The following is a 23264-nucleotide window of genomic DNA, read 5'->3' as shown; positions in this document are numbered from 1 at the left end:
TTGATTAAAGTTCTGCCATGATCAAAACCCCCGACGCCAAAAATCCGCGCCGCGAAACCTCTCCGGCGGATCTGACGCGCACCGCACTTGTGCGGGCGGCGCTGAAACTCTTCGGCCGGCAGGGTTTCGACGGTACCTCGACCCGTGAGATCGCGGCGGAGGCGCAGGCCAATATAGGGTCGATCGCCTATCATTTCGGCGGCAAGGAAGGCCTTCGCGCCGCCGCCGCCGACTATATCGTCGAAACCATCCAGACGGTTGCCGGCCAGGCACTGGGCAGCGCCCAGGCCGCGGCAGCAAACGATCCGGAGGCTGCGCGTTTGCTGCTCTTCGGGGCGCTGGAGCGGATGGTCGGCTTCATCGTGGCGCAGCCGCAGGCCGGCGAGATCGTTCAATTCGTCCTGCGCGAACTGTCGCATCCGACAGCAGCCCTCGACCGCATCTATGACGGCGTGTTCGAGCCGACGCATCGCCGGCTGTGTCTGATCTGGGAGCAGGCGACCGGAGAGCCGGCCGAAAGCGAGCGGACCCGGCTCACCGTGTTCACGCTGATCGGCCAGGTCATCTATTTCCGCATCGGCCGCGAAGCGGTGATGCGCCGCATGGGCTGGCACGATATCGGCGCGGCCGAGGCAGCCAAGGTCGTGGCGGTCACGACGGACAACCTAAGCGCCATACTGGCCGCCCGAAAGATCGAGGAAGCGGCAAGGATGAAGGGGCAAAGACCATGAGCTTTCTGTGTTCGCTGCCGCTCGCCGCGCAGCTTTTCGGGGCCTGTGCCCCTGCCGCCCCCCTGGCCGTGGGCTATGTCGAGGGCGACTATGTGCTCCTGGCGCCGATCGAGGTGGCGCAGGTCGAGGCCGTCGCCGTGAAGCGCGGCGATCGCGTCACGCCGGGCACGACGGTGGTGACGCTGGAAAGCGCCGACGCCAAGATCGCGGTGGCGCAGGCCGAGGCAAGCCTCGCCCAGGCACAGGCGCAGCTCGCCGATTTGCAGGTCGGCAAGCGGCCGGAAGAAATCGCCGCACTCAAGGCACAGGTCGACATGGCCAAGGCGCAGGCCGACGATGCGAAGCGCAAATACGACCGCGCCGCCGATCTGTTCAAGCGCGGCACCGGCACCCAGGCCGATTACGACACCGCCTCGGCGACGCTGGAGACCGCCAATGCCCAGGTCGGCCAGGCCGAGGCCAACCTCGCCGTCGGTGGCCTGCCGGCGCGGCCCGAGACGATCAAGGCCGCCGACAATCAGGTCAAGCAGGCGCAGGCAGCGTTGGAGCAGGCTCGGTGGCGGCTGTCCAAGCGCACGCTGGCCGCGCCCTCGCCCGGCCGCGTCAACGACGTCATCCGCAATCCCGGCGACACGGCCGGCCCGACCGCGCCGGTCATCTCGATGCTGCCCGACGGCGCGGTGAAGCTCAGCGTCTACATACCGGAGGCCGCCTTCTCCTCGGTCAGGATCGGCAGCCTGCTCAACGTTCATTGCGACGGCTGCGGCGCGGGCGTGAAGGCGCGCGTCAGCTATGTCTCGCCCGATCCCGAATTCACCCCACCGGTGATCTACTCGCTCGAGAACCGGCAGAAGCTGGTCTATCTTGTCGAGGCTCGCCCGGAGGGCGATGCCGGCCCGCTGCAACCCGGCCAGATCGTCGACGTCGATCTTGCGGAAACGGCAAGATGAACGCCATCGACGTTCATGGCCTGGTCAAGCGCTTCGGCGACAAGACCGTCGTCGACCATGTGACGATGTCGGTCGCCGAAGGCGAGATCGTCGGCTTCCTCGGCCCCAATGGTTCGGGCAAGACCACCACCATCCGCATCATGTGCGGCCTGCTGACGCCGGACGAAGGCGAAGGCACGGTGCTGGGTTTCAACATCCGCACGGAGTCGCTCAGGATCAAGCGCGAAGTCGGCTACATGACGCAGAAATTCTCGTTCTACGAGGATCTGACGATCGGCGAGAACCTCGAATTCGTGGCGCGGCTCTACCGGCTGAAACCGGTCGAGGAATATGTCGCCAGGACACTGGAGGAACTCGGCCTGACCTCGCGCCGCAACCAGCTGGCCGGCACGCTGTCCGGCGGCTGGAAGCAGCGGCTGGCGCTCGCCGCCTGCATCATGCACAAGCCGAAGCTGTTGTTGCTCGACGAGCCGACGGCCGGTGTCGACCCGAAGGCGCGGCGCGAATTCTGGGACGAGATCCACCGTCTCGCCAGCGGCGGGCTCACCGTGCTGGTCTCCACCCATTATATGGACGAAGCCGAGCGCTGCCATCGCATCAGCTACATCTCCTACGGCAAGATGCTGGCCACCGGCACCGTCGCCGAAGTGGTCAGGAATGCCGGGCTGACGACATTCGTGGTCCAGGGGCCGCGGCTGGCCAAGGTGGCTGAAGAGCTGCAGGGCCGCCCCGGCGTCGACCAGGTGGCGCCTTTCGGCGCGACGCTGCATATCGTCGGTTCCGACAGGAAGAAGCTCGAAGCAGCGCTTGCCGATGTCGAGAAGGAGCACGAGGGCGTGACGGTCGCGCCGGGCGAAACCAGCCTGGAGGACGTCTTCATCCAGTTCATGTCGGGGTCGAAGGACAACATGGCATGAACAGCGTCTTTTCCTTCGCCAGGCTTGGCGCGCTGCTGATCAAGGAATTCATCCAGATGCGGCGCGACCGCATCACCTTCGCCATGATGCTCGGCGTGCCGCTGCTGCAGCTGGTGCTGTTCGGCTTTGCCATCAACAACGATCCGAAGGGCTTGCCGACGGCGCTGGTGGCGATGAGCAACGACCAGTACACGCGCGCCATGGTCTCGGCGCTGCAGGTGACGGGCTACTATCGTTTCGACCATGTCACCCAGAGCGCCGAGGAGGCGGAATTCCTGATGGCGCGCGGCGACGTTTCCTTCGTCGTCACCATCCCGGCCGACTTCGCCAAACGTGTCGAGCGCGGCGATAATCCGCAGATCCTGATCGAGGCGGACGCGACCGATCCGTCGGCGGCGAGCGGCGCCATTTCCACGCTGAGCACGGTGGCGAGCCAGGCGCTGCTGCGCGCCCAGGGCATGCAGGCGGCCGCCGCCGAGAATGCCAGGCAGCAGCTGCAGGTGGTGGTGCACCAGCGCTACAATCCCGAAGGCATTTCGCAATACAACATCGTGCCCGGCCTGCTCGGCGTCATCCTGCAGATGACCATGGTGATGATGACGGCCATGGCGCTGACCCGCGAAACCGAGCGCGGCACGATGGAAAACCTGCTCGCCATGCCGTCCAGCCCGGCCGAGATCATGCTGGGCAAGGTGCTGCCCTTCCTCGTCGTCGGTGCAGTGCAGGTCGCGGTGGTGCTGGTGGCGGCCAAGCTTCTGTTCGATATCCCATTCGTCGGCAGCCTGACGCTGCTGTTGTCGTCGGTGCTTGTCTTCGTGCTGTCGCTGGTGCTGCTCGGCTATACCATCTCGACCATGGCCCGCTCGCAGATGCAGGCGATGCAGCTGACCTTCTTTTTCTTCCTGCCGTCGCTGCTCCTGTCCGGCTTCATGTTCCCCTATCGCGGCATGCCGGGCTGGGCCCAGGCGCTGGGCGAAATCTTCCCGCTGACGCATTTCCTGCGCATCACCCGCGCGGTGATGCTGAAGGGCGCCGATTTCCACGCCATCGCCACCGAGATCGGCTGGCTGGCCGTGTTCGTGCTGGTCTTCGCGGGCACCGCGCTTTTGCGCTTCAGGCGCACGCTGGACTGACCGGCGCTCGCACGAAGCCCGCCGGAAAACTTGGCGGCACCGCCGCGCAACCTGGGTTACGCGGGCGGGCCGTTTAGAGCAAATTCGAGGAAGTGTGTAACGGTTTTCCCGGGACAAGCGCGTAGCGCTTGCCCTTGGGAATTGTGTAAAAACAAATAGTTAGAGCGGTTCTGCGATTCCGTGAAACGCTAAACCGCTCTACGGGCACGGATGGGAGATCGTGCACGTGACCGCGGTCACGACCGAGAGCTTCTCGCGCTTCATCAGCCGTGGCTTTTCGTAGGTCTTTTTCATCCTGTCACCTGTCCCAACAAACCATGATCGCCAATGACGACGACCGGATCGTAAAACGGCGTCCGAGCGCCCGCATCTCCCGCATGGCAGATGCGCCGATAACGGGCATGGCGCGGAGGACAAGCGCTCAGGCGGCCGCCATGATCCCGGCATAGGTGCCGAAATCGACATTGCCGCCGGACAGCACCACGGCGACATTCTTGCCCGACAGTTCGATCTCGCCCGATAACAGCGCCGCCAGCGCGACGCAGCCGCCCGGCTCGACCACCAGCTTCAGATAGGCCATGGCATCGCGCATCGCCTGTGCCGTCGCTTTGTCGGAGACGGCGATGGCGCCGGCGAGGTTCTTGCGGTTGATCTCGAACGTGATCACCCCCGGCTCGGCCGTCAGGATCGCGTCGCAGATCGAGCTGTAGCCCGCTTCGTTGGAAACCCGGGCGTCGGCGGCGAGCGAGCGGCGCGTATCGTCGAAATGCTCGGGCTCGACCGCCCAGACCGCTGTGCCTGGCGAGGCGTCCTTCACCGCCACCGAAATGCCGCTCGACAGGCCGCCGCCGCCGCAGGGGATCAAGACGGCGTCGAGGCTGACGCCGAGCGCCTTGGCCTGCCGCATGAGTTCAAGGCCGATCGTGCCTTGCCCGGCAATGATGGCAGGATCGTCGAAGGGCGGCACCAGCACCATGCCCTTGTCGATATAGGGGCGAACCACGGTCATGCGGTCATCGCGAAAGCGGTCGAAGGGCACCACCTCCGCGCCCATCTTGCGGACATTGCCGATCTTCATCGCCGGCGCGTCCGCCGGCATGGCGATGACCGCCTTGACGCCGAACATGGCGGCCGAAGCGGCGACCCCTTGCGCATGATTGCCCGAGGAGAAGGCGACGACGCCCCGGCTGCGTTCCGCCTCGCTCAGCGACGACAGCTTGTTGTAGGCGCCGCGGAACTTGAACGAGCCGGTGCGCTGCAGCGTCTCCGGTTTGAACAGGACGCGGCCGCCGAAGCGCTTGTTCAGCTCCTGCGATTCGATCAAGGGGGTTTCGACGATCAGGCCGGAGAGGCGGGCCGCGGCGGCGTGGATGTCGGCGATGCCGGGAAGGGTGGTCATGGCGGATCCTGTAGCGATGTGATCCGGCCATGGTGCACGCAAAGGGCGGCGCGGTGCCACCGAAAAGATGTGACCGATACAAAGTTAGGAGTCATGCGTGAAATGCGAGATCACCCCGGCCTCGGCTGCGCGCCCCCCTGTCCTGCCGGACATCTCCCCCACTAGGGGGGAGATCGGCAGTCATTGGCGCTTTCACCACTTTTCAGCGGAGGAAGAAGGGCGGGACGGTGACGCTGTTAATCTCCCCCCTTGTGGGGGAGATGGCCGGCAGGCCAGAGGGGGGCGCTGTCCCGCCGACATCTCGCCAGTTTCACCCAAGCAACGTCCGCTGCCTCTTGGTTCCGCCGAGCTTGCGCCAGTTGTTGAAGCGATGGGTAGCGGCGGCAAAGGAGATCTTCATCTGCTGGGCGACCGAATAGCGCGACTTGCCTTCGTCGAACATGCGGTAGCAGCACTCGACCCCTTCCTCGGTCAGCTTGCCGTCGGGGGCCTTGTTGTGAGGGTTGGCGGGGTCGAACTTTTCGATCTGCTGCTCGACCAGACCCTTCAGGCGCTGCAGATCGGCCTCGATGCCGGCGATGAGATCGAGAACGGGTTTCGGGTCGAAATGCTGCGGATGCGGCTTCGTCATGCGCATGCTCCTTATTCTTGTCTTAGGTTCAGCTATATAGGTGAATCTTCGTCAATAAAGAAGGATCGAGGCCGCTCGAGCGCTTCAACAATTCTTGAACCCGTGACCTCGGCGCGATTGACCCGGAGCGTGGCAAACCCTAGTTTAGAACTATTCTAAACTAGGGTCCTTTCCTCATGCTTTCCCGTGTTTTCGGCTTCGGCCGCCGCCCCTTCGAATCGCTCTCCGAACAGGAAATCCTGGCGCTGGCCATTTCATCCGAGGAAGATGACGGCCGCATTTATCGGGCCTATGCCGACGGGCTGGCGGAAAGCTTCCCGCAATCGGCAAAGGTGTTCGAGGAGATGGCCGAGGAGGAGGACGGCCATCGCGACGCCCTGATCGAACTCTTCCGCAAGCGTTTCGGCGAGCGCATTCCGCTGATCCGGCGCGAACATGTGAAAGGCTATTTCGAGCGCAAGCCCGACTGGCTGGTGAGGCCGCTCGGCATCGAGCATGTGCGCCGCCAGGCCGAGGCGATGGAGCAGCAGGCCTACCTGTTCTACGTCGAGGCGGCAAAGCACACCACCGATGCTTCGACGCGAAAACTTCTCGACGATCTCGCCATAGCCGAACAGGGTCACGAGACACTGGCGCAGCGGCTGGAGCAGAAGCATGTGCCCGGCGATGTGAAGGATGAGGAGGCCGCCGCCGAGCAGCGCCAGTTCATCCTGACTTATGTGCAGCCCGGCCTTGCCGGCCTGATGGACGGTTCGGTGTCGACGCTGGCGCCGATCTTCGCCGCTGCCTTTGCCACGCATGACACCTGGCAGACCTTCCTGGTCGGGCTTGCCGCATCGATCGGCGCCGGCATCTCCATGGGGTTCACCGAGGTCGCTTCCGACGACGGCAAGCTCTCGGGCCGCGGCTCGCCGATAAAACGCGGCATCACCACCGGCGTCATGACATCAGCCGGCGGTCTTGGCCACGCATTGCCCTATCTCATTCCGCATTTCTGGACGGCGACGGCGGTTGCCGCAGTGGTGGTGTTCTTCGAATTGTGGGCCATCGCCTTCGTCCAGAACCGCTACATGCAGACGCCCTTCCTGCGCGCCGCCTTCCAGGTGGTGCTGGGCGGCGCGCTGGTGTTCGCGGCGGGGGTGCTGATCGGGAATGCTTGAGCGCTGCCGCGCCAAGCCACTCATCCATTCACCGCCCGGCTGTCCGCTGGCGCCTCGTCCCTTTCGGTCAGCCCGTAATCGCGAACGACATGCGCGATGCGCAGACGGTAGCCGGCAAAGATACCGCCCCGGCCCGCCTGCTGCGCCTGGCGGTGCTCTTCGGTGTTGCGCCAGGCCTTCACCGCGTCCTCGTCGCGCCAGAACGACAGCGACAGGATGCGGTTCGGGTCTGCGAGACTCTGAAAGCGCTCGATCGAGATGAAGCCGTCAATGCCGTCGAGCAAGGGGCGCAGCTTGGCGGCGATCCCGAGATAGGCATCGCGCCGTCCCTCTGCTGGCTGCACCTCGAAGATGACGGCGATCACGGCAGCACCAGCTTGGCGTGGGGCCCGGAGACGTGTTTCAGGAACATGCGGTCCTCCTTGAGGATGAATCTTTCGCGGCGGGCGAACTCATAGTTTGCCTTGCCGGCCGGATCGGCGGCAAGGCGGGCCCGATAGGCTTCGTAGGCGGCCAGGCTTTCAATATTGTAGGCGGCGTAGGCCGTCGTCGCCGAACCCTCATGCGGGGCGTAATAGCCGATGAGATCGGCGCCGCAGCGCGGGATGGCCTGGCCCCAGTTGCGGGCATATTCCTCAAAGGCGGCCTTGCCGAACGGGTCGATCTCATAGCGGATAAAGCAGGTGATGGTCATGGTCGGCTCCCTGGGGTCTTGCATCGACGCTTCGAGCGCGGTCGAAACGTCATGTTGATCGATGTGCTAGGCAGTTTGGTGTCAGGAGCCATCGTCGCTTGCGTCGCCGGCTCCTTGAGCTGAAGCCAGATTAGTGGTTATCTCACAAGAATGCTTCGACAAGGATCAAACTATGCGTGAAGGACCCGATATCGCGCGCATCGCCAGCCTGGTCGGCGATCCGGCCCGCGCCAACATGCTCAGCGCGCTTATGGGCGGCACGGCGCTGACGGCGAGCGAACTGGCGCTGGAGGCCGGCGTCTCCTTGCCGACCGCCAGCTCGCATTTGTCGAAATTGATGGAGGGTGGGCTGCTGACCTTGGCCAGCCAGGGCAGGCATCGCTATTACGGCCTCGCCGGTCCGCAGGTCGCGGGCATGATCGAAGCCATCACCGGTGTGGCGGAAGCCGTTGGCCCCAAGCGCGTGCGGCCGGGCCCGCGTGACGCGGCGATGCGCGTCGCCCGGGTCTGCTATGACCACCTCGCCGGCGAGCAGGCGGTGGCGATGCTCGACCGCCTTGTCGAGAAAGACATCCTGCTGCGCGACGACAGGGAGATCAGGCTCGGCCCGTCGGCGGCATCGCATTTTTCCGCCATCGGCATCGATGTTGGTCCCAGGCCGCGCCGGCCGGTCTGCCGCGCCTGCCTCGACTGGAGCGTGCGCCGCTCGCACCTCGCCGGCACGCTGGGCGCGGCCATTCTCGACAAGATCCTTCTGGAAAAATGGGCACGCCGCGAAAAGGACAGCCGCGCGGTGATTTTCTCGCCGCCGGGCAAGCAGGCGTTTGAGAGGCTGTTTTTGGCGTAGTTTGCCGCGCTCACCCTCGCTTCAATGCCTTCCCCTGCTCGAAAAACCCCTTCCACGGATCGGCTTGCGCCAACTGTTTCAGCGTCGTCTTATCGCCGATCTGGAACGCGTTCGGCGCCAGCCCGGCCTCGATCTCGGCCCAGGTCACCGGCATCGACACGGTAGCCCCCTTCTTGGCCCTCGACGAATAGGGTGCGACCGTTGTCGAGCCGCGGCCGTTGCGCAGATAGTCGACGAAGATTTTCCCGGTGCGCGCCTTTTTCGACAGCGTCGCCGTGTAGCGGTCGGGGGCGCCCTGTTCGAGCGCCTTGGCGAAATCATGGGCGAAGGTTTTTACCGCATCCCAATCCGCCGAGGGCTTCAGCGGCACCAGCACGTGATAGCCCTTGCCGCCCGATGTCTTGACGAAATTCGGCAGCGACAGCTCGTCGAGCTTGCCCCTGATGTCGAGCGCTGCCTCGCGCACCGCTTTCACGTCGACGCCTTCATCGGGGTCGAGATCGAAGATGATCTGGTCCGGCTGTTCGAGCTTGTCGATCGTGCAGCCCCAGATGTGGATCTCGACCACGCCGTACTGGACGAGCGCCGCGACGCCATCGAAATCCCGGACGAACAGGATTTCCTCGCCGTCGGTCGGGTCTTTCATCCGGGCGATCTTTTCGCTCATCCCGGCCGAGGCGTGTTTCTGGAAGAAGCGTGGGCCGCCGACGCCGTCCGGCGCCCGCACCAGGCTGAGCGGACGGTTGACGACGAACTGCTCCATGCGCGGCCAGACCTCCGCGTAATGGTCGAGCAGACCTTGCTTGGAGATTTTTTCGTCGGGCCACAGCAGCTTGTCGGGGTGGGAGAGCTTGACGGTGGTCGTCACCGCCCCGGCGGATTTGCCGGCGCCGCTTGACGACGGCTTGGCCTTGCCTGTCGCTGCCTTGGGCTTTTCCTGCACAACGTCCTCCGCCGGCTTGTCCTCGCGCAGCCCCTGGAACGAGGCATGGCGTATTATACGGTCCGAGGTCCAGCTGCGAAACTCCACTTCGCCGACAAGCTGCGGCTTGACCCAGACCAGACCCTTGCCCTTCGGCACGGCCTTGTCGAAAGGCGAAGCCTTGGCCTTCAGCGCATCGAGTTTTGTCTTCAGCTCCGTCGCACCCTTGGCGGAGAAGCCGGTGCCGACGCGCCCGGCATAGTGTAGTTTGCCGGCCTCGTAATAGCCGACCAGCAGCGAGCGCAGCCCGCGCCCGGTCTTGTCCGACGGCAGATAGCCGCCAATGACGAATTCCTGCCGCGCCGTGCATTTCGACTTCACCCATGTCGGGCCGCGCCCGCTGCGATAGGGCGCATCGGCTCGCTTCGAGACGACGCCTTCCAGCCCCATGCGGCAGGCATGCTCCAGCATGATCTTGCCGGGCTCGGAAAAGTGGTCGGAGAAACGCACCGCCGGGTTCTCGGACTGCTTGCCGAGCAGCTCCTGCAAGGCCTGCTTGCGCTCGATGAGCGGCTCGGCGCGCAAATCCTTGCCGTCGAGGCGCATCAGGTCGAACACATAGTAGATGAAGCGATTTGTCCGCTTTGCCGACAAATCCTGCTGCAGCAGCGCGAAGGAAGAGACGCCGCTGTCGGCCAGCACGACGATCTCGCCGTCGATGATGGCATCCCTGCATTTCAAGCCGGCGAGTTCGGTGACGATTTCGCCGCCGAATTTCTCCGTCCAGTCGAGCCCGGTGCGGGTCAGGAGCCGCACATCCGTTCCGGCGATCTGCGCCTGCATGCGATAGCCGTCGAATTTGACTTCGTGCAGCCAGTCCTTGCCCGGCGGCGCATCTCTTTCGAGTGTCGCCAGCTGCGGTTCGATGAAGTCGAGTTTCCGGCCAGCCGCCTTCGCGTTGCCGGCCGCCGGCTTGTTCGAATGCCAGACGTCGGGCTTTCGGCCTTTCGCCGTCTTGCCTTCGCCGATCTCCTCGATCGTCAGGCCGGACTTCACCGATTGCGGCGCCTCCCTCAGTATATCCTCGCCCGGGCGCGCCGCGGCGTCGTCCGACTTGATCAGCAGCCAGTTGTCGCGCTTTTCGCCCGGACGCGGTTTCAGCCTGACCAGATGCCACAGCCCATGCAGCTTGTGGCCCTTGAGCTCGAAGCTGATATGGCCTTTCTTCATCGCCTTGGCCGGGTCGGTCTCGGGGACCCATGTCCCTTCGTCCCAGACGATGACCGAGCCGCCGCCATATTCGCCTTTGGGGATCGTGCCCTCGAACGGTGCATAGTCGATCGGGTGGTCCTCGACATGGACGGCCAGCCGCTTCTCATGCGGGTCCAGGCTTGGGCCACGTGTCACCGCCCAGCTCCACAGCACGCCGTCATGTTCAAGCCGAAGGTCGTAATGAAGCCTGGTCGCCGCGTGCTTGTGGACGACGAAGATGCCGCCCTCGCTTCTCCCGATCCGCGCGATCTTGCCGGCCGGTTCCGAGGTCTTCTTGAAATCGCGCTTGGCGTTATATTGCTCGAGGCCGGCCATTTGGTCCCTCAGGCCGGTTTGCGCTTGGGCGCGGCCGCTTTCGGCTTGGCGCGCTTGGCCGCCGGTTTGGTTTTCGCGGACGACGCTTTCGTGGAGCCTGAATCCGACGAAAGGCTCTTCTTCAGCGCATCGAACAGGTTGACGACGTTCGAGGGTTTGGGCGCCGCCTGGGCCTTGGGCGCTTTCTTGCCGGCCTTCTTGGCGCGGATCAGTTCGAGCAGTGCGTCCTCATATTTATCGTCGAATTTCGATGGATCGAACTTCGCCTTCTTCTTGTCGATGATCAGTTCGGCCAGATCGGTCATCTCCTGGTCGGTCTTCACCGCCTTGATCTCGCCGAACACGCTGTCCGGCTGACGCACCGTGTTGTCGTAGCGCAGCGTCGTCAGCACCATGCCCTTGCCGAGCGGCTCGATGACCACGGGGCGTTCCCGGCTATAGAGCACGATGCGCGCCAGCCCGGCCATCTTCTTGCCTGCCATGGCATCGCGGATCACGGCGAAAGCCTCCTCCGACACCTTGTCGGCCGGTGCCACATAATAGGGCGTATCGAGATAGATCTGCTGGATCGAGGCTTTGTCGACGAAACCGTCCAGGCTCATAGTGTGGGACGATTCAATCTGCACCGCCTCGATCTCGTCCTCCTCGATATGGACGAAATCGCCATCGTCCAATTCATAGCCTTTGATTTCGTCGCCATCGGCAAGCGGCTTGCCGGTTTGCGCATCGACATAGATGCGCTTCACCGTGTTGCCGGTCTTGCGGTTGAGAATCCGGAACGAGACCCGCTCCGTATGGGTGACGACATTGGTCAGTTCAACGGCACAAGTGACCAGCGAAAGCTTCAGATAGCCCTTCCAGGCTGGACGTGGTGCCATGACGAACTCCCGTGGTGACAGGTCGAGAACGGGCAAGTTCCATTCCAGTTCCAACCGCACGCTGATGCGCAAGCCATCACCCCGGGGCTCCGCGCACGAAAATTTCCCGCGTTGGCTGGAAGTTGAAACAGAACCGCGCGCAGGCGACATTCAAACGAAACATATGTGATGCAAAAGTCACACTCGGCGGAATGGCGACAAAAGGCATGGAAACACCCCGAATCAGCCGCATTCCGGCCACGAAGCAACGGGTTTTCGACCAGAAATTAACATCACGTTCACCGACTATTCACGCCTCGATGCTATCATTTACGCAATTCGGAAGGGACATCCGAAAATCGGGACAGGGACGGGTAAAATGAACTTCCTAACGCACCTCATCGGCTACGCCGCCGCCATTCGCGAATTCGTCGCGCCGACCTATCGGCCAGAGCGCTACTACATGCGCGGCCCGGGTCCGGCTTGCGCCCGTCGCGGCACCTCGTTGGGCGCGCACTGATCATGACGTTCGAGAGCCGCCACAACAGCCGGATCTGCCGGCCAAGTGCCAACTCCCGCGCCACCACCTATCGCGCCGAGCGTTCGGTTTTCGCCGATGAGCGGCGTGCGACAACGCCGCGTCTTTGATGCCGCCTCCGGCTGGCTTAGTGTCTCCGGACACGAGCAGCCGAGGCCAGCGTGACCGACCTTTCCCAGTCAAGTCCGTCCCTGTCCATTCGGCCCAACCCAAGCCGTCCCTCTGAACCCTTCGATACAAACCATCCACTGATCGTCTTCGACGGCGTGTGCGTGCTGTGCTCCGGCTTCGTGCGCATGGTGGTCAGGCTCGATCGCCAGGACCGCTTCCGCTTCGCCACCGCTCAATCGCCCTTCGGCGAAGCGCTGTTCCGGCAATATGGGCTGCGCACGGACACTTATGAAACCAATCTCGTCCTTGTCGATGGCGCGGCCTTCACGCGGCTGGACAGCTTTGTCGCGGTGATGTCGGAACTAGGCTGGCCGTGGCGGGCGGCCAAGGTGCTGTTGCTGCTGCCGAGGCCGCTGCGCGACTGGCTGTATGATCGCGTCGCCAAGAATCGCTACGCCCTGTTCGGCAGGAGGGACAGGTGTGACGTCCCGTCGGCCGAACTGCGCGGTCGCCTGATTGGCTGATGCATGTCGCCCAGAAGTGCTTGGCGGTTTTGGGACAACGACATGCATGAACTCAACCGTGGCTCTGGGGGGAGCCGTGCATGAAACTTCTCATCGTCGGCGGCTATGGCACCTTTGGCGGACGCATCATCCAATTGCTGGAGAGCGAGCCGCGCCTGGCCGTGATCGTCGCCGGCCGCTCCCTGGCCAAGGCCGAGGCCTGGTGCGCAAGCCGTGGCGCGGTCGCCGCCCGGCTGATGCCGGCCGCGTTCGACCGGGACGGCGATCTCGCCGCGCAGTTGGCGTCGCTGCGTCCTGATACGCTGGTCGACGCCAGCGGCCCGTTCCAAGCCTATGGCGAGGGCCGCTATCGCCTGATCGAGGCCTGCATCGCCGGCCGCGTCAACTATCTCGATCTCGCCGACGGATCGGATTTCGTTGCCGGCGTGCCGGCCTTCGATGAGGCCGCCAGGCGGGCTGCGCTGTTCGTGCTGTCCGGCGTCTCCAGCTTTCCCGTGCTGACGGCGGCAGTGGTGCGCCGGCTGTCCTGCGACATGGCACGCATCGACACGATCAAGGGCGGTATCGCGCCTTCGCCCTATGCCGGCGTCGGCGAAAATGTCATCCGGGCGATCGCGGGCTATGCCGGCCAGCCGGTCGCGCTGGTGCGCGACGGCGGCAAGGCGCAAGGCTATCCGCTGACCGAACAGAGGCGCTACACCATCGCGCCGCCTGGCCGGGTGCCGCTGAAGAACACGCTGTTTTCGCTGGTCGACGTGCCGGACCTGCGCGCGCTGGGTGAGTTGTGGCCACAGGCGAAAACCATCTGGATGGGCGCCGGGCCGGTTCCCGAAATCCTGCACCGCGCCCTGATCGGCCTTGCCTGGCTGGTGCGCATCGGGCTGGTTGGCTCGCTGTCGCCGCTTGCCCCGTTGATGCATTGGGCGACCAACCGGCTGCGCTGGGGCGAACATCGCGGCGGCATGTTCGTCCTGGCCGAGGGTGCCGACAGGGCCGGCACGCCGGTCAAGCGCTCATGGCATCTTCTGGCGGAAGGCGATGACGGGCCATTGATCCCGTCCATGGCGGTCGAGGCGCTGGTCCGCAAGGCGCTCGACGGCCGTGTGCCGGCGGCAGGTGCCCGCGCCGCCGTGAACGATCTCGAGCTTGCCGATTACGAAGCCCTGTTCGCGGGCCGGACGATCTATCCCGGCTTTCGCGACGACACCGCCGCCAGTCCGGACAAACCGCTCTATGCGAAGCTGCTTGGCGATGCCTGGCAAGGCTTGCCCGATGAGATCCGAGCGGTGCACGGCCAAACGAAAATGGCAGAAGGCCGTGCCAGCGTCAAACGCGGGCGAAACATCCTTGGCCTGATGACGGCATGGCTGGTCGGGTTTCCCAAGGCGAGCGAAGACATCCCGGTTCGTGTCCGCTTCGACGTCGACGGGGAGGAAGAGACCTGGACGCGGACATTCGGCACGCACAGCTTCTCCAGCCGCCAGTTCGCGGGGCGAAGGCGCTGGCAACGCCTGCTGTGCGAGCGCTTCGGTCCGCTGACCTTCGCCATGGCGCTGGTGGCCGAGGAGGCCAAGGTGTCGCTCGTCCTGCGCGGCTGGAGCGTTCTTGGCCTGCCTTTGCCGATGTGGCTTTGCCCGCGGTCCACATCTTACGAAACCGTCGAGAATGGCCGCTTCCGCTTCCATGTCGAGATTTCGCATCCGTTCACCGGATTGATCGTGCGCTATCGCGGCTGGCTCGAGCCGGTGGACTCTCACGCCGCGAAGATGTCGCCTGATGCCGTTGCCAACTAGCCGCAGGGCTCGGCGATTGGCGGAAACGCTTGTCATTTCGTCGTCCTAGGGGAGCAAGGAGCGAAGCGACGCGGCGCAGACCCCGGGATCCATGCCGCGACATCGACACCATCACAGCGGTGCAGAATTCGGCTCCGCCGCGCACGCCACCTCCCGCCATGGCATGGATACCAGGGTCTCCGCGACGCCGCTTCGCGGCTGCTCCGCCCTGGTATGACGAAAGGCTTGCACCGCGCCCGATCAGAGCCGAAAGATTTTTCCTGCGCCCTGTCGAAACCGGTCGCTGCCGCGCGACATACGTCTGGCCCCGCAAGGACGCGGCCGTCCAAAACCACGGGAGAACACCCATGCGATACATACTTTTGATCAATGGCGACGAAGCCGCGCTGGCGAAAACGCCGGTCGAGCAGCTCCAGCAGATGAGCGCGGCCTACGCCACCTATACCGAAGCGTTGAAGAAATCCGGCGTATGGCTGGCCGGCGAGCGACTGCGCCCGACTCAGGCGACCACCTCGGTGCGGATCGCCGACGGCAAGACCCATGTGATCGACGGCCCCTATGCCGACACCAAGGAGCAGCTTGCCGGCTTCTATATGATCGAGGCGGCTGACATCGACACCGCCATCGAATGGGCGGCGCGCTGTCCGGCGGCCAGCACCGGCACGGTCGAACTGCGTCCGATCTGGGAATTGGCCGACTACATGCCCCAGAAATGACGATGTAATGGACAGTCGCCCGGAGATCGCCCGGGCGGCCGCCGAGGCCGCCGCCCGGCAGAGTTATGGCAAGCTGGTTGCCTGGCTCGCGGCGCGCACGCGCGACGTGGCCGCGGCTGAGGACGCGCTGGCCGATGCCTTTGCCGCGGCGCTCGAACGCTGGCCGAAGTCGGGCGTGCCCGAAAAGCCGGAAGCCTGGCTGCTGGCCGTGGCGCGTCGGCGTCGTGTCGATGCGGTGCGGCGGCGGCTCACCCGGGAGGCCGCCCGCGATCATCTGAAGCTGATCGCCGAGGAGATGGAGGCGCGCATGACCGACGAAGATCTGCCCGACGAACGGCTGCGGCTGATGTTTGCCTGCGCGCATCCGGCGATCGAACCGGGCGTGCGGGCACCGCTGATCCTGCAGACCATCCTCGGCTTCGATGCCGCGACGATCGCTTCCGCCTTCCTGGTCTCGCCGGCAACGATGGGCCAGCGCCTGGTGCGCGCCAAGACGCGCATCCGCGAAACCGGCATTCCGTTGCGGGTTCCGGAGCGGGCCGAACTCGGCGAGCGGCTGGACGCCGTGCTGGAGGCGATCTACGCCGCCTTCGCCGAAGGCTGGTCCGATCCGGCCGGCACCGAGACGCGGCGCCGCAACCTCGCCACCGAAGGCATCTGGCTCGGCCGCCTGGTCGCCACGCTGATGCCGGAAGAGCCGGAAGCGCTTGGCCTGCTTGCACTGATGCTGTTTGCCGAGGCCCGCCGTGCCGCCCGGCGTAGCGCCGAAGGCGACTTCGTGCCGCTGGCCGAACAGGATTGCGACCTGTGGGACCGCGCCCTCATCGATGAGGCGGAGGCGCTTCTGTCCCACGCCGCGACGAGCGGCGTCGTCGGCCGCTACCAGCTTGAGGCCGCCGTACAGTCCGCCCACGCGGCGCGACGGCTGACCGGCCGTACCGACTGGGTGGCGATCCGTGAACTTTACGACGCGTTGCTTTCGATCGCCGGATCGCCGGTGGTGGCGATCAATCGCGCGGTGGCGCTCGCCGAGGCTGAGGGCGCCATGGCGGGGCTGGCGGCCCTCTACGTGCTGGGTGACGACAAGCGGCTGAATGAGTATCAGCCTTACTGGGCGGCGCGGGCGGGTCTCCTGGCCAGGCTTGGCCAGGTGCCGCAGGCAACCGAAGCCTATGACAGGGCGATCGGCCTGGAACGCGATCCGGCGCTGCGCCGGTTCCTGCAAGGCAAACGCGCAGCGCTGCGAAACTGACCCTAAGAACAATTCCAGGAAAAGTGTGAACGGTTTTCCGTCCGGAATTGCGTCAAAACAAAGAGTTAGGGTAGTTCGCCGTTTCCATGAAACGGTGAACTGCTCTAGCCCGGCCACATCTCGTGCGACGTGTTGAGCGTCTTCAGCAGTGGATGCTCGCGCAGCTTCGCCCACAAGCGTTCGATATCAGGCCATGCCGTCCGCGCGGTTTCGATATCGGGATGCCAGGCCATGAGCATGACGAGATAGATGTCGGCCAGCGACCGCCTCACCCACCAGCCAGTCACGGCCGCGCAAAGCGGCATCGAGAACGGCGAAGCCGCGGTCCATCTCGGCGATGGCCGCCTGCTTGACGGCTTTCGTGCCGTCGGCGTCGGCCGTGTAGCGATAGGCGTAATACAGCCGCAGGATCGCCGGGTAGAGCACCGACGACATGAACGCCATCCAGCGCAGGAACTCGACGCGGGCCGGCGCGTCGATCGCCGGCGCCAGGCTGGCCTCGGGATGGCGCTCCGCAAGCAGAATGCAGATCGCCGCCGATTCGGTCATCGAGCGCCCGTCCGGCAAGGTCAGCACCGGCACCTGGTTCAGCGGGCTGATGTCTAGGAAGGCCGGATCGGGCCGGTCGGTCTTCGGCACGTCGATCTGCTCGAACGGCGCGTTCGCCAGCGCCAGCGCGGCCTCGACGACGAAGCCGCCGCTGCCCGGACGGGTATAAAGCTTGTACATGAAAATCCTCCCCGACCTGCGCAACGCAGGCCCGGGCGATATGAACCGGAAGCAGGGTTCCGCTCAAGCCGGGTCACGGGCGCCACGGAAGGATTTTTCAGCGGGCCAGCGAGGAAAAGACGCTACCGACTTCGAGGGCCGCTGAGGCCAATCTTCGAGGTACGAACGCCTAAGCCCCCAGCCCTTCGAACAGGATCGTCGACAGATAGCGTTCGGCGAAGTCGGGAATGACCACGACCAGGGTCTTGCCCTTGTTCTCCGGCCGTGAGCCGACGACGATTGCCGCTTGCAGGGCAGCACCCGACGAAATGCCGACCGGCACGCCTTCAAGGCGGGCGACGAGGCGCGCATTGGCGACGGAATCCTCATTGGAAACCTTGACGATCTCGTCATAGATCGTGGTGTCGAGTATTTTTGGCGCGAAGCCGGCGCCGATACCCTGGATCTTGTGCGGGCCTGGCTGGCCGCCCGACAGCACCGGCGAGGCTTCCGGCTCGACGGCAACGACATGCAGCGAAGGTTTGTGCTTCTTCAGCACCTGGCCGACGCCGGTGATGGTACCGCCGGTGCCGATGCCGGCGACGAAGATGTCGACCTCGCCCTGGGTGTCGTTCCAGATTTCCTGGGCGGTCGTCTTGCGGTGGATTTCCGGATTGGCGGGATTTTCGAACTGCTGCGGAATGACGGCGTTGGGGATCGTCGCGGCCAGCTCGTCGGCCTTGGCGATGGCGCCCTTCATGCCTTTCGGGCCTTCGGTCAGCACCAGTTCGGCGCCGAGCAGCGCCAGCATCTTGCGGCGCTCGATCGACATTGTCTCCGGCATGGTCAGGATCAGCTTGTAGCCCTTGGCGGCGGCGGCGAAAGCGAGTGCGATGCCGGTGTTGCCCGACGTTGGTTCGATCAGCGTCGTCTTGCCGGGTGAAATCTTGCCTGCCGCCTCCAGCGCCTCGATCATCGCCACGCCGATGCGGTCCTTGACCGAGGCGATCGGGTTGAAGAATTCGAGCTTGGCCACGAGGTTCGCGACGATCCCCTTCTCCTTGGCGAACTTGTCGAGCCGTACCAGGGGCGTGTCGCCGATCGTGTCGGTGATGGAACTGTAGATGCGGCCGCGGCCGGGGGCGCGGGCGGAGGTGACGGGCTTGTTCATGGTTTCGCTCCCAGGATTTCAGGCAAGTGGCATTGCAGCCGGCAAGATAGGGCTTTCAGCCGCGCAACATAAGCTGTCGGCCGGAAATATCCGAGTGGGGCCTGTGTCTAAAACGCCGTCGTCCCGGAAAAGCATTTCGCGGAAAAGCCTGACACCGGAATGTTTTGGCTGAAAGGGTGCTACTGGCGGGCGGCGATCGCTGCCGCGGCGCCGACCATGAAGCCGGCGGCGGTACGGTTCAGCACCTTCAGGGCGCGCGGCGATTTCAGGAACCAGCGCGCCTTGGCGGCGAGCGCCAGGTAAGGGACCAGCACGACGAACAGGACGATGACCGTCAGCGCGGCGAGAATGCCGTAGTCCGCCAATGTGATGGTCTTCAGGTCGACGATGGTCGGCGTGATGGCGAGGTAGAAGATCATCGTCTTGGGATTGCCGAGCGTGACGGTGAGGCCGGCGATAAAGCTCGAAACCAGTCCGCCCTTGCCCTTCCTGGCCTCAACCGTTTCGGGCGTGATGCCGGCGGTCCAGAAGCGCCAGCCCAGAAACGCCAGATAGGCGACGCCGGCCCATTTGATCGCCAGGAACACCATGCCGAAGGTCTGCGCGACAAAGGCGAGGCCAAGCACCACTGCGGTAAGATAGGTCAGGTCGCCAACCATCAGGCCGAAGAACATCGCCAGCGACGAGCGGAAGCCGGAGCCGAGCGCACGCGCGACAAGCGCGGTGATGCCGGGGCCGGGGATGGCGGCGGCGATGCCAAGGGCGGCGCTGTAGGTGAGGAAGCCGGTGAGGGTCATGGTTTCGGTCTCGGATCGGAGAGCCTTATCGCATGGCGCGGGCCACGGTTGAATTCCCTGGGGGTCGGAATCCATTGCACCAGACATCGCGGCCTTCACCCTGCGAGGGGGCCTGCGCCAGCCGGGCAAAATCCCTCAGGAGCGGGCACCGCCATAGGTCACGCGCCAGATGGTGCCGTTGCCGTCCTCGGTGACGATCAGTGCACCGTCGCTCGCCACCGCCACGCCCACCGGCCGGCCCCACACCTCGCCATTGGAGACCACGAAGCCGGTCATGAAATCCTCGTATTCGCCGGTCGGCTTGCCGTCCTCGAACAGCAATCGCACGACCTTGTAGCCGGTCCTGTTGCCGCGGTTCCACGACCCGTGCAGGGCCACGAAGGCGTCGCCCCTGTAGTCCTGGGGAAAACCGGTGCCGGCCGGAAGATCCTGGCGGTCGTAGAAAGCGATGTTGAGCGGCGCCGAATGCGCCTGCATCAGCACATCGGGAATTGTGGCCTTGCCGGCGAGATCGGGCCGCGCTCCCTTGTGGCGCGGATCCTCATTGTCGCCGATATAGTACCAGGGCCAGCCGTAGAAGGCGCCGTCCTTGACGGATGTTGCGTACTCGAACGGCACATTGTCGCCGAGCGCATCGCGCTCGTTGACGACGCACCACAGCGCCCCGGTCGCCGGCTGCACGGTCATGCCCGAACAGTTGCGCAGGCCGGTGGCGACGATGCGGCCGTTCTTGCCGTCCGGGTCGAAGGCCAGCACGTCGGCGCGGCCGTCCTCGGAACCCCATGTCGCGCCAAGTGGCTTCGACGTCACCCACGCTTCGAGGCCGCCATCCGGCGCCTTGCCCATGTCCTCGGCGATGTTCGAACCCGAGCCGACCGACAGATAGAGCGCCTTGCCGTCAGGCGAAAAGACGATGTCGCGCGTCCAGTGATGGTTGGAGGGAATCCTGTCGACGATGGTTTGCGGCTCGCCGGCGGCCTTCAGCTCGCCATTGCGGTAGGCAAAGCGCACGATCCTGTCGCTGTTGGCGACATAGACCCATTGCGGGTCATTGCCCGGCGGATAGAAGGCGATGCCATAGGGCTGGTTGAGATTGCGGGCAAAGATGGCGTCCTCGACGGGCTTGGCACTGTCCTTGGACAGGCGGTAGACACGGATCTGGTTGGCTTCGCTGTCGGCGACGAACAGGTCGCCGTTCGGCGCGATGCGCACGACGCGCGGATTGTCGATGCCGGACGCGATCAGCTCGGCCGAGAACCCCGGCGGCAGTTGCGGCTTCGCGCCTGCCGGCATGTCGGCGAGCCCGGCGCTGTTCGAGGCGGATTTGGTGACATAGGGCTTCGGCAGGTCTTCCGGCTTGATCAGGCGACGCACGCCTGGCTTGTCGGCGCGCCAGTCGCCGAAGGCGGCTGGGCCTTTCAGCACCGGTTGGTCCGCCTGCTGCGCGAATGCTGCTGTTGCGAGAAAGAGCGCTGGAAGCACCAGGCCGGCCGATCGGATCATCTTGTCCTCCATCTGGTCGCGAAGGAAACCAACGGTAGGTCTGTCCAGAGGTTCCGCCTCATACGATGCGTCGAGGAAGCGAAAGACCGGTTTCCGGTCTATGTCCCGGCAGCGTAAAAATCGTCGTCGAGGCGTTTTTCCAGCGCGACGAGATCCGCCGGCAGCGGCAGGCCCATGGCGCGCATCTCGCGCAGTTTTTCGCGCAGCTGTTCCTGGATTTCGTGCTGGTCTTCCGGCTGATTGACCATCTCCTCGAGCAGCAGGCTGATCCGGGCCTTGAATTCTTCGAGCGCCATTCTTTTTCTCCTTGCTGCCCGTCTCTTCTGTCCGGGGCGCTACCTTAACATGCGCGATATCAGCTGCGCGGTATAATCGACCATCGGCACGATGCGGGCGTAATTCAGCCGGGTCGGGCCGATGACGCCGAGCGCGCCGACGACGCGGGCATCCTTGTCGCGATAGGGCGCGACCACCAGCGACGAGCCGGACAGCGAGAACAGCTTGTTTTCCGAGCCGATGAAGATGCGCACGCCCGATCCCTGTTCGGCGAGATCGAGCAGCTGGATCAGCCCGTCCTGCGTCTCCATGTCCTCGAACAGATGCCGCAGCAGCTCGATATCGGCCTGGGCGGTGACGTTTTCGAGCAGGTTGGCGCGGCCGCGCACGATCAGCCGCGCCGGCAGGCCGCTTTCGGCGCCTGCCCACACCGCAAGCCCCTTCTCGACAAGGTCCTGCGACAGCGTGTCGAGCGCGGCTCGCGTCTCTTCCTTGATGCGGGCGATCTCGGTCCGCGCCTCGGCCAGCGTGCGGCCGCGGATATGCGCGTTGAGGAAATTCGAGGCCTCGTGCAGCTGCGAGAGGGTGATGCCGGCGGGCAGCTCGACGACGCGGTTCTCGACATCGCCATTCTGCGACACCAGCACGGCAAGCGCCTTGGTCGGTTCCAGCTGAATGAATTCGATATGCTTCAGCGCCACCTCGTTCTTGGCGGCGAGCACCAGGCCGGCGCCGCGCGACATGCCCGACAGCATCTGGCTGGCCTCGGTCAGCATGTGCTCCAGCGTCGCGCCCGAGCCGGAGGCTCGCACCTGTGCCTCGATGGTGCGGCGCTCCTCGTCGGAAAGGTCGCCAAGCTCCATGAAGGCGTCGACGAAGAAACGCAGTCCGGCCTGCGTCGGCAGCCGGCCGGCCGAGATGTGCGGCGCATAGATCAGCCCGAGGTGCTCGAGGTCGCTCATCACATTGCGGATGGTGGCCGGCGACAGCGAGGAGGGCAGGATGCGCGACAGGCTGCGCGAGCCCACCGGCTCGCCATCCCTGAGATAGGAATCGACAATGCGCCGGAAGATGTCTCGTGAGCGCATGTCGAGTGATTGCAGTGCAAGCGGTTGCGAACCCGGATCGATTGCCTTGGTCATTCGGCCAAAAACCTCCTTGTTCAGGATATAGACTTCGGCACGGTGGGCGCAACCCGGTGTCTGTGTCGGATCATCCCGGGTGTCTGGATCAGATCACCGGTCCGTTTTCCTTTGCGCGCTGCCCCCCATGCGTCTAAAAGCCGGCCACGATTCCGAAAAATGACTGGAAAGAAGCCCGAATGCGCCCCTCCAAACGCCAATTCGACGAAATGCGCGCCATCTCCTTCGAGCGCGGCGTCTCCAAGCACGCCGAAGGCTCGTGCCTGGTGAAGTTCGGCGACACCCATGTCCTGTGCACGGCGAGCCTCGAGGAGAAGGTGCCGGGCTGGATGCGCAATTCCGGCAAGGGCTGGGTGACGGCCGAATACGGCATGCTGCCGCGCTCGACCGGCGAGCGCATGCGCCGCGAGGCTTCGGCCGGCAAGCAGGGCGGCCGCACGCTGGAAATCCAGCGCCTCATCGGCCGTTCGCTGCGCGCCGTGGTCGATTTGCAGGCGCTGGGCGAACAGCAGATCACCGTCGACTGCGACGTCATCCAGGCCGATGGCGGCACCCGCACCGCCTCGATCACCGGCGGCTGGGTGGCGCTCCATGATTGCCTGCGCTGGATGGAGGCCCGGCAGATGGCCAGCGTCGCCAAGGTGTTGAAGGACCATGTCGCGGCAATTTCCTGCGGCATCCATGACGGCCAGCCGGTCATCGATCTTGACTATCTCGAGGATTCCTCGGCCGGCACCGACGCCAACTTCGTCATGACCGGCAAGGGCGGCATTGTCGAGATCCAGGGCACCGCCGAGGGCGAGCCTTTCTCGGAAGGGCAGTTCGCGGAATTGATGGGCCTGGCCAAGAAAGGCATCCAGCGCCTGGTCAGCCTGCAGCAGATGGCGGTGGCGTAAGCCATCGAT

At 64.7% G+C, this 23264-nt stretch carries 23 protein-coding genes and 1 pseudogene; 12 read left to right on the top strand and 12 right to left on the bottom strand.

What is annotated here, in order from left to right; translation table 11 throughout:
- The first annotated feature begins 17 nt into the window (after positions 1–17).
- From AC07UC_RS04690 to AC07UC_RS04675, 4 genes are read left to right on the top strand one after another with little or no spacing between them, the layout of a single operon-like run.
- Positions 18–731, top strand: coding sequence for a DUF1956 domain-containing protein (locus AC07UC_RS04690; protein WP_494904354.1), 714 nt, complete (start codon positions 18–20; stop codon positions 729–731).
- Positions 728–1681 (top strand): HlyD family secretion protein, encoded by a 954-nt coding sequence (locus AC07UC_RS04685; protein ID WP_202325198.1) that lies wholly within the window; start codon positions 728–730, stop codon positions 1679–1681. The genes AC07UC_RS04690 and AC07UC_RS04685 overlap by 4 nt, the downstream gene beginning before the upstream one ends.
- Positions 1678–2598 (top strand): ABC transporter ATP-binding protein, encoded by a 921-nt coding sequence (locus AC07UC_RS04680; RefSeq protein WP_494904352.1) that lies wholly within the window; start codon positions 1678–1680, stop codon positions 2596–2598. The genes AC07UC_RS04685 and AC07UC_RS04680 overlap by 4 nt, the downstream gene beginning before the upstream one ends.
- Positions 2595–3731 carry an ABC transporter permease gene (locus tag AC07UC_RS04675; RefSeq protein WP_140771042.1) on the top strand — a complete coding sequence of 379 codons (1137 nt, stop codon included), beginning with the start codon at positions 2595–2597 and terminating at the stop codon, positions 3729–3731. Before AC07UC_RS04680 ends, AC07UC_RS04675 begins: the two co-directional genes overlap by 4 nt.
- Positions 3732–4152: 421 nt before the next feature.
- Here AC07UC_RS04675 and AC07UC_RS04670 read toward each other — a convergent pair whose 3' ends face one another.
- Together AC07UC_RS04670 and AC07UC_RS04665 are read right to left on the bottom strand one after the other, a co-directional pair.
- Entirely contained in the window at positions 4153–5130 is a 978-nt protein-coding gene (locus AC07UC_RS04670; RefSeq protein WP_494904350.1) for a threonine/serine dehydratase family protein, read from the bottom strand.
- Between the two features lie 310 nt (positions 5131–5440).
- Positions 5441–5761, bottom strand: a complete 321-nt coding sequence (locus tag AC07UC_RS04665; RefSeq protein WP_056576330.1) for a hypothetical protein — start codon at positions 5759–5761, stop codon at positions 5441–5443.
- Positions 5762–5937: 176 nt separating this feature from the next.
- On the opposite strand from AC07UC_RS04665, the gene mbfA reads away from it, so the two are divergent.
- Positions 5938–6921 (top strand): iron exporter MbfA, encoded by a 984-nt coding sequence (mbfA, locus tag AC07UC_RS04660; protein ID WP_140771036.1) that lies wholly within the window; start codon positions 5938–5940, stop codon positions 6919–6921.
- 20 nt (positions 6922–6941) lie between these two features.
- Here the strand turns inward: mbfA and AC07UC_RS04655 are convergent, their stop codons facing one another.
- Positions 6942–7286, bottom strand: a complete 345-nt coding sequence (locus AC07UC_RS04655; RefSeq protein ID WP_056574020.1) for an antibiotic biosynthesis monooxygenase family protein — start codon at positions 7284–7286, stop codon at positions 6942–6944.
- Complete coding sequence (locus tag AC07UC_RS04650) at positions 7283–7615, bottom strand: NIPSNAP family protein (protein WP_140771034.1); 333 nt, start codon at positions 7613–7615, stop codon at positions 7283–7285. The genes AC07UC_RS04655 and AC07UC_RS04650 overlap by 4 nt, the downstream gene beginning before the upstream one ends.
- Before the next feature lie 172 nt (positions 7616–7787).
- On the opposite strand from AC07UC_RS04650, the gene AC07UC_RS04645 reads away from it, so the two are divergent.
- A complete protein-coding gene (locus AC07UC_RS04645) occupies positions 7788–8462 on the top strand; it encodes an ArsR/SmtB family transcription factor (protein ID WP_494904346.1) in 675 nt (224 codons plus the stop codon).
- A gap of 10 nt (positions 8463–8472) precedes the next feature.
- Here AC07UC_RS04645 and ligD read toward each other — a convergent pair whose 3' ends face one another.
- Both ligD and ku read right to left on the bottom strand, forming a co-directional pair.
- Entirely contained in the window at positions 8473–10971 is a 2499-nt protein-coding gene (ligD, locus tag AC07UC_RS04640) for a DNA ligase D (protein WP_494904344.1), read from the bottom strand.
- 8 nt (positions 10972–10979) lie between these two features.
- Positions 10980–11849 (bottom strand): non-homologous end joining protein Ku, encoded by an 870-nt coding sequence (gene ku, locus AC07UC_RS04635; RefSeq protein WP_494904342.1) that lies wholly within the window; start codon positions 11847–11849, stop codon positions 10980–10982.
- Positions 11850–12207: 358 nt separating this feature from the next.
- Here ku and AC07UC_RS04630 point away from each other — a divergent pair, with 358 nt between their 5' ends.
- The 5 genes from AC07UC_RS04630 (at position 12208) to AC07UC_RS04610 (ending at position 16762) form a co-directional block, all read left to right on the top strand.
- Positions 12208–12348 (top strand): hypothetical protein, encoded by a 141-nt coding sequence (locus AC07UC_RS04630; protein WP_013892047.1) that lies wholly within the window; start codon positions 12208–12210, stop codon positions 12346–12348.
- A 209-nt stretch (positions 12349–12557) separates the two neighbouring features.
- Positions 12558–13001, top strand: coding sequence for a thiol-disulfide oxidoreductase DCC family protein (locus AC07UC_RS04625; RefSeq protein ID WP_494908893.1), 444 nt, complete (start codon positions 12558–12560; stop codon positions 12999–13001).
- A gap of 80 nt (positions 13002–13081) precedes the next feature.
- The gene (locus tag AC07UC_RS04620) at positions 13082–14794 is read left to right on the top strand and encodes a saccharopine dehydrogenase family protein (RefSeq protein WP_494904339.1); all 1713 of its coding nucleotides are present in this window, start codon (positions 13082–13084) and stop codon (positions 14792–14794) included.
- Positions 14795–15141: 347 nt separating this feature from the next.
- Entirely contained in the window at positions 15142–15510 is a 369-nt protein-coding gene (locus AC07UC_RS04615) for a YciI family protein (RefSeq protein ID WP_140771022.1), read from the top strand.
- Positions 15511–15517: 7 nt separating this feature from the next.
- On the top strand, positions 15518–16762 hold the full coding sequence (locus AC07UC_RS04610; RefSeq protein ID WP_202325189.1) for an RNA polymerase sigma factor: 1245 nt from the start codon (positions 15518–15520) through the stop codon (positions 16760–16762).
- A gap of 104 nt (positions 16763–16866) precedes the next feature.
- On the opposite strand, the pseudogene AC07UC_RS04605 reads toward AC07UC_RS04610, so the two are convergent.
- The 6 genes and pseudogenes from AC07UC_RS04605 to hrcA all read right to left on the bottom strand — a co-directional run bounded on the left by AC07UC_RS04605 (position 16867) and on the right by hrcA (position 22359).
- Positions 16867–17491: pseudogene (locus tag AC07UC_RS04605) on the bottom strand (glutathione S-transferase family protein).
- 169 nt (positions 17492–17660) lie between these two features.
- Positions 17661–18641: a cysteine synthase A gene (cysK, locus tag AC07UC_RS04600; protein ID WP_140771005.1), complete on the bottom strand. Its 981-nt coding sequence runs from the start codon at positions 18639–18641 to the stop codon at positions 17661–17663.
- 179 nt (positions 18642–18820) lie between these two features.
- Positions 18821–19438 (bottom strand): LysE family translocator, encoded by a 618-nt coding sequence (locus tag AC07UC_RS04595; RefSeq protein ID WP_494904336.1) that lies wholly within the window; start codon positions 19436–19438, stop codon positions 18821–18823.
- Between the two features lie 135 nt (positions 19439–19573).
- Entirely contained in the window at positions 19574–20941 is a 1368-nt protein-coding gene (locus tag AC07UC_RS04590; RefSeq protein ID WP_202325186.1) for a PQQ-dependent sugar dehydrogenase, read from the bottom strand.
- Positions 20942–21039: 98 nt separating this feature from the next.
- Positions 21040–21237 carry a hypothetical protein gene (locus AC07UC_RS04585; RefSeq protein WP_013892036.1) on the bottom strand — a complete coding sequence of 66 codons (198 nt, stop codon included), beginning with the start codon at positions 21235–21237 and terminating at the stop codon, positions 21040–21042.
- Between the two features lie 39 nt (positions 21238–21276).
- Positions 21277–22359: a heat-inducible transcriptional repressor HrcA gene (gene hrcA, locus AC07UC_RS04580; protein ID WP_140770999.1), complete on the bottom strand. Its 1083-nt coding sequence runs from the start codon at positions 22357–22359 to the stop codon at positions 21277–21279.
- Positions 22360–22538: 179 nt separating this feature from the next.
- Between hrcA and rph the strand changes: the two genes are divergently transcribed.
- Positions 22539–23255: a ribonuclease PH gene (rph, locus tag AC07UC_RS04575; RefSeq protein ID WP_140770998.1), complete on the top strand. Its 717-nt coding sequence runs from the start codon at positions 22539–22541 to the stop codon at positions 23253–23255.
- Positions 23256–23264 lie beyond the last annotated feature (9 nt).

The organism is Mesorhizobium sp. GW821-FHT04C10 (assembly GCF_059420305.1).
Note: the sequence above shows the minus strand (reverse complement) of the source record. Positions and strands in the feature narration are given on the sequence as shown.

What these genes read in the sequence shown, in the direction of transcription:
- AC07UC_RS04670 (WP_494904350.1), bottom strand. Translation starts at nt 5,130, where the DNA reads ATGACCACCCTTCCCGGCATCGCCGACATCCACGCCGCCGCGGCCCGC.
- AC07UC_RS04665 (WP_056576330.1), bottom strand. Translation starts at nt 5,761, where the DNA reads ATGACGAAGCCGCATCCGCAGCATTTCGACCCGAAACCCGTTCTCGAT.
- AC07UC_RS04610 (WP_202325189.1), top strand. Translation starts at nt 15,518, where the DNA reads ATGGACAGTCGCCCGGAGATCGCCCGGGCGGCCGCCGAGGCCGCCGCC.
- ku (WP_494904342.1), bottom strand. Translation starts at nt 11,849, where the DNA reads ATGGCACCACGTCCAGCCTGGAAGGGCTATCTGAAGCTTTCGCTGGTC.
- AC07UC_RS04585 (WP_013892036.1), bottom strand. Translation starts at nt 21,237, where the DNA reads ATGGCGCTCGAAGAATTCAAGGCCCGGATCAGCCTGCTGCTCGAGGAG.
- AC07UC_RS04620 (WP_494904339.1), top strand. Translation starts at nt 13,082, where the DNA reads ATGAAACTTCTCATCGTCGGCGGCTATGGCACCTTTGGCGGACGCATC.
- rph (WP_140770998.1), top strand. Translation starts at nt 22,539, where the DNA reads ATGCGCCCCTCCAAACGCCAATTCGACGAAATGCGCGCCATCTCCTTC.
- hrcA (WP_140770999.1), bottom strand. Translation starts at nt 22,359, where the DNA reads ATGACCAAGGCAATCGATCCGGGTTCGCAACCGCTTGCACTGCAATCA.
- AC07UC_RS04595 (WP_494904336.1), bottom strand. Translation starts at nt 19,438, where the DNA reads ATGACCCTCACCGGCTTCCTCACCTACAGCGCCGCCCTTGGCATCGCC.
- AC07UC_RS04685 (WP_202325198.1), top strand. Translation starts at nt 728, where the DNA reads ATGAGCTTTCTGTGTTCGCTGCCGCTCGCCGCGCAGCTTTTCGGGGCC.
- AC07UC_RS04650 (WP_140771034.1), bottom strand. Translation starts at nt 7,615, where the DNA reads ATGACCATCACCTGCTTTATCCGCTATGAGATCGACCCGTTCGGCAAG.
- AC07UC_RS04690 (WP_494904354.1), top strand. Translation starts at nt 18, where the DNA reads ATGATCAAAACCCCCGACGCCAAAAATCCGCGCCGCGAAACCTCTCCG.
- ligD (WP_494904344.1), bottom strand. Translation starts at nt 10,971, where the DNA reads ATGGCCGGCCTCGAGCAATATAACGCCAAGCGCGATTTCAAGAAGACC.
- mbfA (WP_140771036.1), top strand. Translation starts at nt 5,938, where the DNA reads ATGCTTTCCCGTGTTTTCGGCTTCGGCCGCCGCCCCTTCGAATCGCTC.
- AC07UC_RS04590 (WP_202325186.1), bottom strand. Translation starts at nt 20,941, where the DNA reads ATGATCCGATCGGCCGGCCTGGTGCTTCCAGCGCTCTTTCTCGCAACA.
- AC07UC_RS04630 (WP_013892047.1), top strand. Translation starts at nt 12,208, where the DNA reads ATGAACTTCCTAACGCACCTCATCGGCTACGCCGCCGCCATTCGCGAA.
- AC07UC_RS04675 (WP_140771042.1), top strand. Translation starts at nt 2,595, where the DNA reads ATGAACAGCGTCTTTTCCTTCGCCAGGCTTGGCGCGCTGCTGATCAAG.
- AC07UC_RS04645 (WP_494904346.1), top strand. Translation starts at nt 7,788, where the DNA reads ATGCGTGAAGGACCCGATATCGCGCGCATCGCCAGCCTGGTCGGCGAT.
- cysK (WP_140771005.1), bottom strand. Translation starts at nt 18,641, where the DNA reads ATGAACAAGCCCGTCACCTCCGCCCGCGCCCCCGGCCGCGGCCGCATC.
- AC07UC_RS04680 (WP_494904352.1), top strand. Translation starts at nt 1,678, where the DNA reads ATGAACGCCATCGACGTTCATGGCCTGGTCAAGCGCTTCGGCGACAAG.
- AC07UC_RS04615 (WP_140771022.1), top strand. Translation starts at nt 15,142, where the DNA reads ATGCGATACATACTTTTGATCAATGGCGACGAAGCCGCGCTGGCGAAA.